The 15173-nt window shown below is 72.5% G+C and carries 13 protein-coding genes; 12 read left to right on the forward strand and 1 reads right to left on the reverse strand.

Annotation, left to right across the window (positions count from 1 at the left end; translation table 11 throughout):
- The first annotated feature begins 56 nt into the window (after nucleotides 1–56).
- Nucleotides 57–1526: an amino acid permease gene (locus tag ABZ937_RS29025; protein ID WP_361696286.1), complete on the forward strand. Its 1470-nt coding sequence runs from the start codon at nucleotides 57–59 to the stop codon at nucleotides 1524–1526.
- Between the two features lie 10 nt (nucleotides 1527–1536).
- Nucleotides 1537–1989, forward strand: a complete 453-nt coding sequence (locus tag ABZ937_RS29030) for an Lrp/AsnC family transcriptional regulator (RefSeq protein ID WP_046726552.1) — start codon at nucleotides 1537–1539, stop codon at nucleotides 1987–1989.
- Nucleotides 1990–2085: 96 nt separating this feature from the next.
- Here the strand turns inward: ABZ937_RS29030 and ABZ937_RS29035 are convergent, their stop codons facing one another.
- Nucleotides 2086–2826, reverse strand: a complete 741-nt coding sequence (locus ABZ937_RS29035; protein WP_361696287.1) for a GntR family transcriptional regulator — start codon at nucleotides 2824–2826, stop codon at nucleotides 2086–2088.
- A 205-nt stretch (nucleotides 2827–3031) separates the two neighbouring features.
- Between ABZ937_RS29035 and ABZ937_RS29040 the strand changes: the two genes are divergently transcribed.
- From ABZ937_RS29040 to ABZ937_RS29085, 10 genes are all read left to right on the forward strand, one after another.
- Entirely contained in the window at nucleotides 3032–4189 is a 1158-nt protein-coding gene (locus tag ABZ937_RS29040; RefSeq protein ID WP_361696288.1) for an extracellular solute-binding protein, read from the forward strand.
- Nucleotides 4186–5085: an ABC transporter permease subunit gene (locus ABZ937_RS29045; RefSeq protein WP_361696289.1), complete on the forward strand. Its 900-nt coding sequence runs from the start codon at nucleotides 4186–4188 to the stop codon at nucleotides 5083–5085. Before ABZ937_RS29040 ends, ABZ937_RS29045 begins: the two co-directional genes overlap by 4 nt.
- Nucleotides 5070–5888 carry an ABC transporter permease subunit gene (locus ABZ937_RS29050; RefSeq protein ID WP_361696290.1) on the forward strand — a complete coding sequence of 273 codons (819 nt, stop codon included), beginning with the start codon at nucleotides 5070–5072 and terminating at the stop codon, nucleotides 5886–5888. The genes ABZ937_RS29045 and ABZ937_RS29050 overlap by 16 nt, the downstream gene beginning before the upstream one ends.
- A gap of 3 nt (nucleotides 5889–5891) precedes the next feature.
- On the forward strand, nucleotides 5892–6968 hold the full coding sequence (locus tag ABZ937_RS29055; protein ID WP_361696291.1) for an ABC transporter ATP-binding protein: 1077 nt from the start codon (nucleotides 5892–5894) through the stop codon (nucleotides 6966–6968).
- A 13-nt stretch (nucleotides 6969–6981) separates the two neighbouring features.
- A complete protein-coding gene (locus ABZ937_RS29060; RefSeq protein ID WP_361696292.1) occupies nucleotides 6982–8439 on the forward strand; it encodes an HAD-IA family hydrolase in 1458 nt (485 codons plus the stop codon).
- Between the two features lie 95 nt (nucleotides 8440–8534).
- The gene (locus ABZ937_RS29065; protein WP_361696293.1) at nucleotides 8535–11525 is read left to right on the forward strand and encodes a nitrate- and nitrite sensing domain-containing protein; all 2991 of its coding nucleotides are present in this window, start codon (nucleotides 8535–8537) and stop codon (nucleotides 11523–11525) included.
- Nucleotides 11515–11940 (forward strand): roadblock/LC7 domain-containing protein, encoded by a 426-nt coding sequence (locus tag ABZ937_RS29070; protein ID WP_361696294.1) that lies wholly within the window; start codon nucleotides 11515–11517, stop codon nucleotides 11938–11940. The genes ABZ937_RS29065 and ABZ937_RS29070 overlap by 11 nt, the downstream gene beginning before the upstream one ends.
- A 7-nt stretch (nucleotides 11941–11947) precedes the next feature.
- Nucleotides 11948–12328, forward strand: coding sequence for a DUF742 domain-containing protein (locus tag ABZ937_RS29075; RefSeq protein WP_361696295.1), 381 nt, complete (start codon nucleotides 11948–11950; stop codon nucleotides 12326–12328).
- Between the two features lie 281 nt (nucleotides 12329–12609).
- Nucleotides 12610–13398 carry a carbon-nitrogen hydrolase family protein gene (locus ABZ937_RS29080; RefSeq protein ID WP_361696296.1) on the forward strand — a complete coding sequence of 263 codons (789 nt, stop codon included), beginning with the start codon at nucleotides 12610–12612 and terminating at the stop codon, nucleotides 13396–13398.
- A 54-nt stretch (nucleotides 13399–13452) separates the two neighbouring features.
- A complete protein-coding gene (locus tag ABZ937_RS29085; RefSeq protein WP_361696297.1) occupies nucleotides 13453–15150 on the forward strand; it encodes an NAD(P)/FAD-dependent oxidoreductase in 1698 nt (565 codons plus the stop codon).
- Nucleotides 15151–15173: the final 23 nt, after the last annotated feature.

Raw genomic sequence — 15173 nt, forward strand, 5'->3', positions numbered from 1 at the left:
GGCGGTCATGCCGGTCCACATCCCACAACCGACCGGCAGTGATAAGGAGCCCACGCGTGCTCGATCAAGGCGCACCCCCGCAGAACCAGACATCGGCCGCCCCCGCGTCCCCGGGCGTCGCCGCGCGCCTCATGCGTCGCAAGCCCGTGGAACGCCTGGTCGCGGAGGGCGGCCAGGGCGAGGGAGGGTCGCTGAAGCGCTCCCTCGGGCTGTGGCAGCTGACCATGATCAGCATCGGTGCCACCCTCGGCACCGGCATCTTCGTCGTCCTCGGCGACGCCGTTCCGGAGGCCGGCCCCGCGGTCACCCTGGCCTTCGTGATCGCCGGCCTCACGGCGCTGTTCTCGGCCCTGTCGTACGCCGAGCTGGCGGGCAGCATCCCGGTCGCCGGCTCCTCCTACTCGTATGCGTACGCAACGCTGGGTGAGCTGGTCGCCTGGGTCTGCGGCTGGTGCCTGGTGCTGGAGTACGGCGTGTCGGTGGCCGCCGTCGCCGTCGGCTGGGGCGAGTACCTGAACGAGCTGCTCGACGGGACCATCGGCGTCACCATTCCCGCCGCCCTGTCCTCGGCCCCGGGCGAGGGGAGCGGCATCATCAACCTGCCCGCCCTGATCGTCGTCCTCCTCGCGATGGTGTTCCTGCTCGGCGGCGCGCGTGAGTCCGCCCGCGCCAACACGATCATGGTCTGCGTGAAGATCGCCGCCCTCGTGCTGTTCTGCACGATCGGCTTCATGGGCTTCAAGTCCGGCAACTACGCCGACTTCATGCCGCTCGGCATGTCCGGGGTCAGCGCCGCCGGTGCCACGCTGTTCTTCTCGTACATCGGCTTCGACGCCGCCTCCACCGCCGGTGAGGAGGCGAAGAACCCCAAGCGGGACCTGCCGCGGGCGATCATGCTGTCGCTGATCATCGTGACCGCGCTGTACGTGCTCGTCGCGGGCGTCGCCGTGGGCGCCTGGAACTGGAAGAAGTTCGACGGCTCCGAGGCCACCCTCGCCGCGATCATGAACGACGTCAGCGGCCAGACCTTCTGGGGCACCCTGCTGGCGCTGGGCGCGGTCATCTCCATCGCGAGCGTGGTGCTCACCGTGCTCTACGGCCAGACCCGCATCCTCTTCGCGATGTCCCGCGACGGCCTGGTGCCGAAGGCGCTCGGCAAGATCCACCCGAAGACCGGCGCTCCCCGTCTCAACACGGTGCTCGTCTCCCTCTTCTGCGGTGTGCTCGCCGCCCTCATCCCGCTGGGCAAGCTCGTCGACGCCACCAGCATCGGCACGCTGTTCGCCTTCGCCCTGGTCAACATCGCGGTCATCGTGCTGCGGTACAAGCGGCCGGAGCTGGAGCGCACGTTCCGGGTGCCGTTCGGCCCGGTCCTGCCGGTGCTGGGCTTCCTGTTCTGCGCGTACAACATGTTCAGCCTCGACACCGTCACCTGGGTCGTCTTCGGGTGCTGGATGGCCGCCGGGCTCGTGTTCTACTTCCTGTACGGCTATCGCCGGTCCCGACTCGCAACACCTGAGAGCTGATCAACCCAACGTGCTGAACGATCTCGACGAACGCATCGTGCACGCCCTCGCCGAGGACGCCCGCCGCTCCTACGCGGACATCGGGCAACTGGTCGGCCTGTCCGCGCCCGCCGTCAAACGGCGCGTGGACAGGCTGCGGGCCACCGGAGCCATCACCGGGTTCACCGTGCGGGTCGATCCCGCGGCGCTCGGCTGGGAGACCGAGGGGTTCGTCGAGATCTACTGCCGGCGCAACACCTCGCCGGAGACCATCCAGCGGGGTCTGGAGCGCTACCAAGAGGTCGTGGCCGCGTCCACCGTCACCGGCGAGGCGGACGCGGTCGTCCAGGTCTTCGCCTCCGACATGCGGCATTTCGAGCGGGTGCTGGAGCGGATCGCCGGCGAGCCGTTCGTGGAGCGCACGAAGTCCGTGCTGGTGCTGTCGCCGTTGCTGCGGCGCTTTTCCTCCGGGGCGCCGGGGTAGGGCGGATCACAGCTCGGCGCGCCCTGAAGGGGCGCGGGGAACTGCGCGAGAAACCACGACGGACCCGCACCCGGCACAGACAATGCGCCCCGAGTTCTACTCCGCCGTCTTCCGCGCGAGCGGGTTGTTGCCGATCGAGTTGTGCACGCTGAAGCTCACCGCGTCCGAGCGGTAGCGGTCGTCCGACCACTCCACCGGGCGGCCCTCGGGAGTCGTGGTCACCCGCCGCACCCGCAGCAGCGGACTCGTGCGGCGGATCCCCAGCAGCTCGGCGTCCTGCGCGCCGCAGGCGACCGCGTCGATGACGTGCTCGCCGTACGCGAAGACCAGGCCCGTCTCGTCGTACAGGCGCTGGGTGACGGACGCGCAGTCGGGCTCGATGGACTCCACCGCCGGGGAGATCCAGTCGGCGTACACGGTGCGTTCCAGGAGCACCGGCTCGCCGTCCAAGCCGCGGACCCGCAGGACGTGCAGCACCGGGGTGCCGACGGCCAGTTGGAGGCGCACCGCGTCCTCGGAGGTCGCCGGGCGGTACTCCTGCGCGACCACGTGGCCGGTGGCCTCGCGGCCCATCGCGCGGGCCCACTGGGCGAAGCTGCGCAGTTCGGCGAAGCTCTGGCTGCGGCGGCTGGCGAGCACGACACGCCGGGCACCCTGACGGGAGCCGATCAGGCCCTCGGCGGTCAGGGTCGCGACGGCCTGGCGGACCGTGCCGCGCGAGACGCCGTACTGCGCGGCCAGTTCCGACTCAGAGGGCAGCCGGCTGCCGACCGTGTACTCCTCGCGGTCGATCGCGCGCCTCAGTTCGCCGGCGATCTCCTCGTGTCGCGCCGTCATGCTTCCCCTCTGCGTAGGCCGCTGTGCACAGCGTGACCAGCCTAATCGACGTCGCCAGGTGATCCGTGTCGGCCGGAAGTGTGCAGGGAATCGGGGGTCGGTGTTTCGTTCGTGTTCATGTACGCGACACCGGCGGCGGGCGTACTGGGGCCAACTTGTTCAGACAAGTTTCCGCTCCCGCATCATGTGTCCCCCTGGAGAGACCGTGACCGTGTCCCTGCCGAGAAACGCCGTCCTCGGCGGCTCCCTCGCCGCCGTCGCCGCCCTCGCGCTGAGCGCCTGCGGCGCCGCCCCCGACAACGCGTCCACCACCAAGACCGGCAAGAGCGCCGCCACCGCCACCTCCGCGGCCGACTTCGGCGGCATGGACGCCCTGGTCGCGGCGGCCAAGAAGGAGGGCACGCTGCACGCCGTCGCGCTGCCGCGCGACTGGGCCAACTACGGCGCCCTCATCGACGGCTTCCAGAAGAAGTACGGCATCAAGATCCAGGTGGAGAACCCCGACGGCACCAGCCAGGACGAGATCAACGCCGTGACCTCGCGGAAGGGGCAGGACCGGGCGCCGGACGTCCTCGACCTCGGTTCCTCGTTCGCGCTCAGCGCCGCCCAGCAGGGGCTCCTCGCGCCGTACAAGGTCGCTTCCTACGCCGACATCCCCGAGGGCCAGAAGGACCCGCAGGCCCGCTGGTTCAACGACTACGGCGGCTACCTCTCCATCGGCTGCGACGCCAAGCGGGTCAAGACCTGTCCGACGAGCTTCAAGGACCTGCTCAAGCCCGAGTACAAGGGCCAGGTCGCGCTCAACGGCAACCCCACCAAGTCCGGCTCCGCCTTCGGCGGCGTCTACGCGGCCGCCCTCGCGAACGGCGGCTCCTTCGACGACATCCAGCCCGGCCTGGACTTCTTTGCCAAGCTGAAGAAGAACGGCAACTACACGCCGGTCGAGTCCACCCCGGCCACCGTCGAGAAGGGCGAGACGCCGATCTCGATCGACTGGGACTACCTGAACGCCGGGTACGCCGACGAGTTCACGTCCAAGGGCGTCGACTGGAAGGTCGCGATCCCCAGCGACGGCCAGTACGCCCAGTACTACTCCCAGGCCGTCAACAAGGACGCCCCGCACCCGGCCGCCGCCCGCCTGTGGCAGGAGTACCTGTACAGCACCGAGGGCCAGAACCTGTGGCTCAAGGGCTACGCCCGCCCGGCCCTGATGGCGGCCATGGAGCGGGCCGGCACGCTCGACAAGACGGCCGCCGCCAAGCTCCCGCAGGTCAGCGGCACCCCGAGCTTCCCGACCGAGGCCCAGCAGAGCAAGGCCAAGACGGTCATCGCGCAGGGCTGGGGGAAGGCCGTCTCCGGATGACCACCGCCCTCACCCGCGCGGACGTGGCGCCCGTCGCTTCGGCGAAGCGGCGGCGCCGCGCCCCCGGCTGGCTGGCCGTGGTGCCGCTGCTGGTGTTCACGGCGATCGCCTTCGGGCTGCCCGCCGTGGCCATCGTGGACGGCGCCTTCACGGTCAAGGACGCCACCACGGGCGCCGCCTCCTACACCGGCGCCAATCTGACCGCCTCGCTCCAGGGGCCGTACCTCACCGCGCTCCTCGGCAGCGTCAAGCTGTCCGCGATCTCCGCCGCCCTCGGTGCCCTGCTCGGGCTGCCGCTCGCGCAGGCCGTGGTCAGCTCCCGCTCCCGCGCGCTGCGCGAGGCCGTACTGACCGCCTCCGGCGTGCTCGCCAACTTCGGCGGGGTACCGCTGGCCTTCGCCTTCGTCGCCACTCTCGGCAACGCGGGCGTCCTCACGGCGCACCTCGGCCTCAAGGACAGCGGCTGGGACCTCTACAGCTTCTGGGGTCTGGTCCTCGTCTACCTGTACTTCCTGATCCCGCTCATGGTGCTCACCATCACCCCCGCGCTGGACGGCCTGCGCACCCAGTGGCGGGAGGCCGCGCTGAACAACGGCGCCACCGGTGCGCAGTACTGGCGCCACGTGGCCCTGCCCGTGCTCGCGCCCTCGCTGCTCGGCGGCCTGGTCCTGCTCTTCGGCAGCGCCTTCGCCGCCTACGCCACCGCCGCCGCCATGGTCGGCAGCGCCGTTCCGCTGGTCACCCTGCAGATCGCCGACGCCCTGTCCGGCAACGTGCTGGTCGGCCAGGAGAACGTCGCCCTCGCCCTCAGCCTCGACATGGTCCTGGTCGCGGGCCTGGTCATGGCCGTGTACCTGCCCCTGCAACGCCGGAGCGCCCGATGGCTCGACGCCTGACCCCCTGGCGGTGGGCCGTCCTCGGCCTGGCCGCGCTGTACTTCCTGGTGCCGCTCGCCGCGTCCGTGATCTTCACCGTCGACGTGCCCGGCCGGGGCATCACCTTCGACGCCTACACCGAGATCCTGTCCACCGAGGGCTTCGTCCCCAGCCTGCTGCTCTCGCTGGAGCTGGCCGTGGCCACCATCGCGGTCGTGCTGGTGCTGATGGTGCCCGCCGTGGTCGCGCTGCGACTCGGCGCGCCCCGGCTGCGGCCGGTGGTGGAGGTGGTGTGCTCGCTGCCGCTGGTGGTGCCGCCGATCGCCTTCGTCGCCGGCATCGTCACCGTGCTGAAGTGGGGCCCGGAGCATCTGTCCCGGACGCCGCTGTTCCAGACGTTCGTGGTGATCCAGAACGAGAACTTCCCCGTAGTGCTCGTCCTGGCGTACGTCGTGATGGCCCTGCCCTTCGTCCACCGCGCGCTGGACGCGGGCCTGCGCGCCATCGACGTGCGCACCCTTGTCGAGGCCGCCCGCAGCTGCGGCGCCTCCTGGCCGCAGGCCCTCGTGAGGGCCGTGCTGCCGAACCTGCGCGGGGCGCTGCTGAACGCGGCCTTCCTCACGCTGGCGCTGGTCCTCGGCGAGTTCACCGTCGCCCAGCTGCTCGGCTTCCGGCCCTTCGCCGTGTGGATCTACACCATCGGCGGCTCGCAGGCCCAGATGTCCGTCGCCGTCTCCGTGCTCAGCCTGCTCGTCACCTGGGCCCTGCTGCTCGCGCTCGCCGGCGCCGGCGGACGCACTCGAACCGCTTCCTCCCGGGGATGAACCATGACCGTCACCACGCTTGAGAAGGCGACCGCCGAAAAGGCCGCCACCGTCGAATTCCGCGGACTGCGGCGCGAGTTCGGGGCCACCGTCGCCCTCGACGGGCTCGACCTGACCGTCCGCCCGGGCGAGTTCCTCGCCCTGCTCGGCCCCTCGGGCTGCGGCAAGACCACCGCGCTGCGCATGCTCGCCGGGTTCGAACACCCCGACTCCGGCGCCGTGCTGGTGGACGGCGAGGACGTCACCCATGTCCCGGCCCACCGCCGCGACGCCGGGATGGTCTTCCAGTCGTACAGCCTCTTCCCGCATCTGAACGCCGTCGACAACGTCGCCTTCGGGCTGCGCATGCGCGGTGTCCGCACCGCCGAACGCCGGAGCCGCGCAGCCGAGTTGCTGGAACTGGTCGGCCTCGGCGACAAGCGCGAGCGGTACCCGCACCAGCTCTCCGGCGGGCAGCAGCAGCGCATCGCGCTGGCCCGCGCCCTCGCCCTGCGCCCGCGCGTGCTGCTGCTCGACGAGCCGCTGTCCGCGCTGGACGCCAAGGTCCGGCTCAGCCTGCGCGAGGAGATCCGCCGGCTCCAGCAGGAACTGGGCATCACCACCCTGTTCGTGACGCACGACCAGGAGGAGGCGCTGTCGGTCGCCGACCGGGTCGCCGTGATGCGCGCCGGCCGCCTCGAACAGTGCGCCGAACCCGCCGAGCTGTACGGCCGCCCGGCCACCGCCTTCGTCGCCGAGTTCGTCGGCACCATGAGCCGGATCCCGGGCGAGCTGAAGGACGGCACCGTCGAGGTGCTCGGGCAGCGGCTGCCGGCCGACGGCGAGGTGCCGGACGGTGCCGTGGACGTGCTGGTACGGCCCGAGGCCGTCCGGGTGCGCGCCGACGAGCAGGGCGCTGCCCGGGTCGTGGCCACCGCCTTCCTCGGCGCGGTCGTCCGGGTCACCGTACGGCTCGCCGACGGCACCGAGGCCAAGTCCGACCTGCCCGCGCACGAGGCCGCCGGGCTCGGCGCCGGGGCGGCCGTCGGCGTGTCGCTGCCCGAGCGGCCGGTACTGGTGGCCGAACGTATCCAGAAGTGAGGAACCCCCGGACATGACCCCCCACACCGCCCCGAAGGCCGTCCTGTTCGACATGGACGGCACGCTCGTGGACACCGAGCGCCTGTGGTGGGAGGCCGTCGAGGAGATCGCCGGGCGCCCGCTGACCGAGGCCGACCAGCCGGAGGTGCTCGGCCGCCCGGTCGAGCACACCGCCGCCTGGCTCGGCGCGGCCACCGGCCGCCCGGTCGCGGACCTCGCGGCCGGCCTGCACCACGCGTTCGCCGAGCGGGTCCGCACCGGGACCGTGCCCCGCCCCGGCGCCCTGGACCTGCTGGACGCGCTGGCCGCCGCCGGCATCCCCACCGCCCTGGTCACCGCGTCCCCGCGCGCGGTCGCCGACGTCGTCCTGGACGCGCTCGGCGCCGGACGGTTCGCGGCCTCCGTCACCGCCGACGACACCGCCCGCACCAAGCCGGCCCCCGATCCCTACCTGGCCGCCTGCCGCGCCCTCGGCGTCGAGCCGGCCGCCTGTGTGGCCGTCGAGGACACCGAGACCGGCGTGGCCTCCGCCGAGGCCGCCGGGTGCGCCGTGCTCGCCGTACCGTCCCTCGCCCCGATCGGCGCGGGACCCGGCCGGACCGTACGCGACAGCCTGGCCGGGGTCACTCTGGCGGAGCTGGGCCGGATGGTCGCGCCCGAACTGCGGGTCATGAGCTGGAACCTGTGGCTCGGCGGCAGCGAGGTCGACGACCACCGGGCCAAGCAGCTGAAGGTGATCCTGGAGAGCGGCGCCGACGTCGTCGGACTCCAGGAGACCGCCGGCACCGCCGCCCAGGAACTCGCCGAGGCCCTCGGCTGGCACCATCACCGGGCCGGCGAGAACCTCGGTGTCCTCAGCCGCCACCCGATCACCGCCCGGTTCGGCGACCCGGACGTCGGCTTCTACGGCGCCGCGGGCGTCCGGATCGCGGTGGCCCCCGGCCGCGAGGTCGACGTGTGGACCGCGCATCTGCACTACACGCCGTACGGTCCCTACGAAGCCGCCTTCGACGGGCTGCCGGCCGAAGAGCTGGTCGCCCACGAGGAGGTACGGCTCGCGCAGCTGCGGGACGCGCTGGACCGCGTCGCCCGGGCGTCGCGCGACGGCGTGCCGGTCGTCCTCGTCGGGGACTTCAACTGCCCCTCGCACCTGGATCGGCCGGACGTCCCGTGGCCGGTCACGAAGGCGGCCGAGGAGGCGGGCCTGCGCGACTCCTACCGGGAGGCCCACCCCGACCCGGCGGCCGCGCCCGGCCACACCTGGTCGCCGATCCACCCCGTGCACGAGGACGGCAGCGGGCGGCCCGAGCCGCAGGACCGGATCGACTACGTGCTGCACCGGGGCCTGACCGTGCTCGACGCGCGGACCGTCGTCACCGGCAGCCCGCGGCCGTGGCCGGACGTGGCGGGCAACGACTGGCCCTCCGACCACGCGGCGGTGCTCACCACCTTCGCGCTGCCTCCCGCGTGACCCGGGGTTACCGCAGGTCACCATTGCGGTACGGGGTAACCGTCCCGTAGGTTGTGCCGCGCTCTCTACTGACTGGTAACACCGGCAGGTACCCCATGCGCTGGTCCCTCGGCCGTCCCACCACCGTCCGCGCGCGGATCGTGGCGCTCGCGCTCGCCCCCGCGGTCGCCCTGATGGCCCTGTGGAGCTTCGCCATGGTGTCCGTCACCGCAGAACTGCGCGCGCTGGTCCGGCTCCAGGGGGTGTACGAGGACTTCGGCACCCCCGTGGACACCGCGATCGGGCAGATCCAGATCGAGCGCCGGATGTCCGCCGCCTACCTAGGCGCCCGCCTCGACCCGGCCGCCGCCGGGGACCTGCTCGGCCAGCAGCGCCGCACCGACCGGGCCGTCGACGCCATGCGGGAGGCGATCCGGGGCGGCGACCGGGACCGGCTCACGCGGCGGCAGCGGCAGGCTCTGGACACCATGGTCGCCGCGACCGGCGGGCTGGAGAAGCTGCGCTCGCGCGTGCTGTCCCGGCACATCTCCTGGGACCGGGCCGTGGACGAGTACAGCGCGCTCGTGGAGCCCGGCTTCGACGTGCAGTCCACGCTCACCGCCCTCCAGGCCGGGCAGCTCGCCCGCGAGGCACAGGTCGTCATCGAACTCGTCCGGGTACGCGAGTTCGTCTCCCGGGAGGACGCCCTGGTCGCCGGGGCGCGGGCGGCCGGCAGCCTGACCGACCGGCAGTACGACACGCTCACCGCGACCATCGAGGACCGGCGCGTCTTCGAGCGGACCTATGTGCCCGACCTGCCCGCCGACTCGCGCGCCCTGTTCGACACGTTCCAGCGCGACGACCTGCACCGCTCCCTGGTGCGGGGCGAGGACGCGCTGCTGCGGTCCGGTGCCGCCGGGGCCGGCGAGGCCGTCGCGGCGGACACCTGGCGCTCGACCACCGACCGGGCCGTCAAGCGCTACATGCTGCTGTGCACACGCTCGGCGGAGAACTCCGCGGCCCGCGGCCGGGCCTTCGCCTACCGGGAGCTGACCAAGGCGGCCGTCGTGGGCGCCGTCGGGCTGGCCGCCGTAGGACTCTCCCTGTGGTCCGCCGTCCGTGGCGCCCGGCGCATCTCGCGCCGCCTGGAGACGCTGCGGGACGCCGCCGACCTGCTGACGCAGCGACAGCTGCCCGACGTCATGCGGCGGCTCGGCGCCGGCGAGGACGTGGACGCGGTGACCGAGGCTCCGCCGCTCGCCGCCGACGAGGTCCGCGACGACGAGATCGGGCAGGTCGGCCGGTCCTTCAACACCGCGCGGCTGGCCGCCGTGGAGGCCGCGGTCCAGCAGGCCGGCCTGCGCCGGGGGCAGTTCGCGGTGCTGCTCACCATCGCCCGCCGCAACCAGGCGCTGGTGCACCGGCAGTTGAAGCTCGTCGACACGCTGGAGCGGCGCACCGACGACCCGGACGTGCTGCGCGAGCTGTTCCGCATCGACCATCTGACCACGCGCATGCGCCGGCACGCCGAGAGCCTGATCATCCTCTCCGGTGCCGCGCCCGGCCGCCGCTGGCGCCGGCCCGTGCCGGTCGCGGACGTCGTCGCCTCGGCCGTCGGCGAGATCGAGGACTACGCGCGCGTGGTCGTGCCGCCGAGGCCCGAGGTGGGCGTGGCGGCGGACGCGGTCGCCGACGTCGTCCATCTGATCGCCGAACTCCTGGAGAACGCCACGGTGTTCTCGCCGCCGCACACCCAGGTCACGCTGCGCACGGGGCGGGTCGGCAGCGGGTTCGTGGTGGAGATCGACGACCGCGGGCTTGGCCTCGACGCCGAGGCCCGCGCCGCCGCCCAGCGCACCCTCACCGACCCCGACGCCTTCGACCCCACCCGCCACGACCGCCTCGGCCTCTACGTCGTCGGCCGCCTCGCCGCCCGCCACGGCATCGAGGTCACCCTCCGGGACTCCCCGTACGGCGGGACGACGGCGGTGGTGCGGTTGCCGTCGCCGGTGCTGGCGGAGGTGGAGCCGACGCAGCCGGCTGACGGGGCTCGGCAAGGACGCGAAGAACCGGGGCACGTGCCGGGCGAGGCCCCGGCCGAGAGGCCGACCGAAGCGCCGCGCGGGATGCCGGCCAATGTACGGGAACTGCCGTCACGCAAGCGACGGAGGACGGAGCCGGCCGGGGCCGAGCCCGGGACCGCGTCCGCCGGCGCGGATCGCGTGCAGGGGCCGGCTGGTGTCGAGCTCATGTCTGCGTCGGCCAGCGCCGAGCTCGTGCACGGGCCGGCTGGTGTCGATCCCGTGTCGGCGCCTGCCGATCCCGTGCCGGCGCCTGTCGATCCGGTGCCCGCGTCTGCCGGTGCTGACCCTGTGCCTGCGTCTGCCGGCGTGGATCGCGTGCAGGGGTCGGCTGGTGTCGAGCCCGTGTCCGCGTCGGCTGGTGTCGATCCCGTGCCGGCGCCTGCCGATCCGGTGCCCGGGCCTGCCGGTGCCGACGCTGTGCCTGTGGCCGTGGAACCCGTACGCGCGTCTGCCGGCGCGGATTCCGGGCAGGGGCCGGCTGGTGCCGATCCGGTGCCCGCGTCAGCCGATGCCGAGCCCGTGCTCGCGTCCGCTGGTGTCGAACCCCTGCCGGCGTCTGCCGGTGCCGACCCTGTGCCGGCGCCCGTCGATCCCGCGCCCGCGTCTGCTGGTGCGGATTCCATGCCCGCGCCCATCGGTCCCGAGCTCAAGCCCGAGCCCGCCCCCGTCGGTGCCGGTCCCGCGCCCGCCCCCACCCACCCCGAGCCCCGGCCCACGCCCGGCGCCTCCCGCGACGGCGCCCCCGCGCTCCCCACCAGCACCGCCCCCGCGCTCCCCACCCGCACCCGGCAGGCATCCCTCGTGCCCGAGCTGAGGGAGGAACCGGTTTCGCGGGGCGGCGGCGGTGGGCGGGAGGTCGATCCCGAGGAGATGCGGGCGATCTTCGGGGCCTTCCAGCGTGGCCTGGAGCGTGGCCGCCAGGGCCTGCCCGCGCCCCGTGACGTCCACGCCGTGTCCGGCGTCGACGACGAGACCGCGACCACCCCCGCCGACGAAGGGACGGACACCGACGATGCAGGGTGACGAGCAGACACCGGAGCAGCACGCCGCGCCCGGCACGGATCTCGGCTGGCTGCTGGACGACCTCGTGGAGCGCACCGAGCACGTCCGCCACGCCGTGCTGCTCACCGCCGACGGCCTCCCGCTCAGCAGCTCGGACGGCATGCGCCGCAGGGACATCGAGCATCTGGCCGCCGTCTGCTCCGGCTTCCACGGCCTGGCCCGGTCGGCGGGGGAGCGGTTCGCCGCCGGGGAGGTGCGGCAGACCATGGTGATGCTGGACGACGCCTACCTCTTCATCACCCCGGCCGGGCACGGCAGCCGGCTGGCCGTGCTCAGCGAGGCCCGCACCGACATCGGCCAGCTCGCCCACGAGATGGCCCTGCTCGTCCGCCGCCTCGGCCGCCATCTGGACGCCGCCGCCCGTACCACCCCCTGATCCCAGCGTGAGCGACGAGCACTGGTACGAGGACGAGACCGGGCCGATGGTGCGCCCCTACACGGTGACCCGGGGCCGTACCCGGCCCGACGGCCGGCACAGCATCGACCTGATGTCCCGGGTCACCGCGCTGGAGGCCGACGGCCCGGCCGCCGCCCTGGACCACGCCCGGACCTCGCTGCTCGACCTGATCCGGCGGGGCCCGCGTCCCGTGGTCGAGCTGGCCGCGGACGCCGATCTGCCGCTGACCGTCGTCCGCGTGCTCCTCGGCGATCTGGCCGAGGCCGGCCTGATCCGCGTGGACCCGCCCCGCCGGGTGCTGTCCTCCGGGCCGGCCGCCGACCCGGCGCTGCTGAAGGAGATCGTGGCCCGGCTCCGTGAGATCTAGGGGGTTTCGCCCGGATCAGGTCGGACCCGGGCTGATCCGGACGAAACCCGCCGGACCCCCGTCCGGCTCCGCCGGCACCGGCCGTGACCTGCGCCGCAGGCAGGACGGCCGCCCAGGGGGGACGGGCGCTCCGCACCCGGCCGCGCAACGAATCGCCGCCCGACCCCCACCGCACGCAACGAACCGCGCACCGGCGCGCAACGGCTCCTTCTTGTCCGGCCGAGCGCGCCGACCGTACCTTCTTTCTGGCCCCCAAAAACCCGTACCGGTGAGGATCCCGCATGCGCACCGCCCTGCTCCAGAGCTCCGGCCGCCCCGGCTCGATCGCCGAGAACCTCAAGGTCCTCGACGAGGCCGCGGGCCGGGCCGCCGCCGCTGGTGCCGGGCTGCTGGCCACGCCGGAGATGTTCCTCACCGGGTACGCGATCGGCGAGGACATCGCCCGCCTCGCCGAGCCCGCCGACGGCGACTCCGCCGACGCGGTCGCCGAGATCGCCACCCGGCACGGCCTCGCCCTCGCCTACGGCTACCCGGAGCGCGACGGCGAGACCGTCTACAACTCCGTCCAGCTGATCTCGGCCGACGGCACCCGGATCGCGAACTACCGCAAGACCCACCTCTTCGGCTGCTACGAGCGCGACCACTTCACACCGGGCGAGCAGCAGGTCGTCCAGGCCGAGCTGAACGGCCTCACCGTGGGCCTGCTGATCTGCTACGACGTCGAGTTCCCGGAGAACGTCCGCGCCCACGCCCTGGCCGGCACCGACCTCCTCGTCGTGCCGACCGCGCAGATGCACCCCTTCCAGTTCGTCGCCGAGTCGATGATCCCGGTGCGCGCCTTCGAGAACCAGATGTACGTCGCGTACGTCAACCGCGTCGGTCAGGAGGGGGAGTTCGAGTTCGTCGGCCTCTCCGTCCTCGCCGGTCCCGACGGCGTCGCCCGCACCCGCGCCGGCCGCACCGAGCAGCTGGTGCTCGCCGACGCCGACCCGGCCTTCCTGGCCGCCTCCCGGGAGAGCAACCCGTACCTGAAGGACCGCCGCCCCGGTCTGTACGGCTCCCTGGTCTGAGCCGCCCCCGAAGCCTCCCCCCTGTTTCACCACGCGCAAGGAGTCCGTACCCCCATGACGTCCACGGTGCCCAACGCCGTCGAGCACAACGACGAGCAGCAGCCGCCGATCACCATGTTCGGCCCGGACTTCCCCTACGCCTACGACGACTTCCTCGCCCACCCGGCGGGCCTCGGCCAGATCCCGGCGACCGAGCACGGCACCGAGATCGCGATCATCGGCGGCGGTCTGTCCGGCATCGTCGCCGCCTACGAGCTGATGAAGATGGGCCTCAAGCCCGTCGTCTACGAGGCCGACCAGATCGGCGGCCGACTGCGCACCGTCGGCTTCGAGGGCTGTGACGAGTCGCTGACCGCCGAGATGGGCGCGATGCGCTTCCCGCCGTCCTCCACGGCCCTGCAGCACTACATCGACATGGTGGGCCTGGAGACCAGGCCGTTCCCGAACCCGCTGGCCGAGGCGACCCCCTCGACCGTCGTGGACCTCAAGGGCGAGTCGCACTACGCCGAGACGATCGCCGACCTGCCCCAGGTGTACCGGGACGTCGCCGAGGCCTGGAACAAGTGCCTGGACGAGGGCGCCGACTTCTCCGACATGAACCGTGCGATGCGTGAGCGGGACGTCCCGCGCATCCGCGAGATCTGGGCGAAGCTGGTCGATAAGCTCGACAACCAGACCTTCTACGGCTTCCTCTGCGACTCCGAGGCCTTCAAGTCCTTCCGGCACCGCGAGATCTTCGGCCAGGTCGGCTTCGGCACCGGCGGCTGGGACACCGACTTCCCGAACTCCATCCTGGAGATCCTCCGCGTCGTCTACACCGAGGCCGACGACCACCACCGGGGCATCGTCGGCGGCTCCCAGCAGCTGCCGCTGCGCCTGTGGGAGCGCGAGCCGGAGAAGATCGTCCACTGGCCGTACGGCACCTCGCTGAAGTCGCTGCACGTGGACGGCGAGCCGAAGCCGGCCGTGACCCGGCTGCACCGCACCGCGGGCAACCAGATCACCGTGACCGACGCGAACGGCGACATCCGCACCTACAAGGCGGCGATCTTCACCGCCCAGTCCTGGATGCTGCTGTCCAAGATCGCCTGTGACGACTCGCTTTTCCCGATCGACCACTGGACCGCGATCGAGCGCACCCACTACATGGAGAGCTCCAAGCTCTTCGTGCCCGTGGACCGGCCGTTCTGGCTGGACAAGGACGAGGAGACCGGCCGGGACGTCATGTCGATGACGCTCACCGACCGCATGACCCGCGGCACCTACCTGCTGGACGACGGCCCGGACAAGCCCGCCGTGATCTGCCTGTCCTACACCTGGTGCGACGACAGCCTGAAGTGGCTGCCGCTGTCCGCGAACGAGCGGATGGAGGTCATGCTGAAGTCGCTCGGCGAGATCTACCCGAAGGTCGACATCCGCAAGCACATCATCGGCAACCCGGTGACCGTCTCCTGGGAGAACGAGCCCTACTTCATGGGCGCGTTCAAGGCCAACCTGCCCGGCCACTACCGCTACCAGCGGCGCCTGTTCACGCACTTCATGCAGGACCGGCTGCCCGAGGACAAGCGGGGCATCTTCCTCGCCGGCGACGACATCTCCTGGACGGCCGGCTGGGCCGAGGGCGCGATCCAGACCGCGCTGAACGCGGTCTGGGGCGTCATGCACCACCTCGGCGGCGAGACCGACGCGGCGAACCCGGGCCCGGGTGACGTCTACGACGAGATCGCGCCGGTGGAGCTTCCCGAGGACTGACCCGGGAACGAAGGACGAAGGCG

The sequence above is a fragment of the Streptomyces sp. NPDC046727 genome (assembly GCF_040645635.1).
GTDB lineage: Bacteria > Actinomycetota > Actinomycetes > Streptomycetales > Streptomycetaceae > Streptomyces.

What these genes read in the sequence shown, in the direction of transcription:
- ABZ937_RS29035 (WP_361696287.1), bottom strand. Translation starts at nt 2,826, where the DNA reads ATGACGGCGCGACACGAGGAGATCGCCGGCGAACTGAGGCGCGCGATC.
- ABZ937_RS29045 (WP_361696289.1), top strand. Translation starts at nt 4,186, where the DNA reads ATGACCACCGCCCTCACCCGCGCGGACGTGGCGCCCGTCGCTTCGGCG.
- ABZ937_RS29050 (WP_361696290.1), top strand. Translation starts at nt 5,070, where the DNA reads ATGGCTCGACGCCTGACCCCCTGGCGGTGGGCCGTCCTCGGCCTGGCC.
- ABZ937_RS29055 (WP_361696291.1), top strand. Translation starts at nt 5,892, where the DNA reads ATGACCGTCACCACGCTTGAGAAGGCGACCGCCGAAAAGGCCGCCACC.
- ABZ937_RS29060 (WP_361696292.1), top strand. Translation starts at nt 6,982, where the DNA reads ATGACCCCCCACACCGCCCCGAAGGCCGTCCTGTTCGACATGGACGGC.
- ABZ937_RS29065 (WP_361696293.1), top strand. Translation starts at nt 8,535, where the DNA reads ATGCGCTGGTCCCTCGGCCGTCCCACCACCGTCCGCGCGCGGATCGTG.
- ABZ937_RS29070 (WP_361696294.1), top strand. Translation starts at nt 11,515, where the DNA reads ATGCAGGGTGACGAGCAGACACCGGAGCAGCACGCCGCGCCCGGCACG.
- ABZ937_RS29080 (WP_361696296.1), top strand. Translation starts at nt 12,610, where the DNA reads ATGCGCACCGCCCTGCTCCAGAGCTCCGGCCGCCCCGGCTCGATCGCC.
- ABZ937_RS29085 (WP_361696297.1), top strand. Translation starts at nt 13,453, where the DNA reads ATGACGTCCACGGTGCCCAACGCCGTCGAGCACAACGACGAGCAGCAG.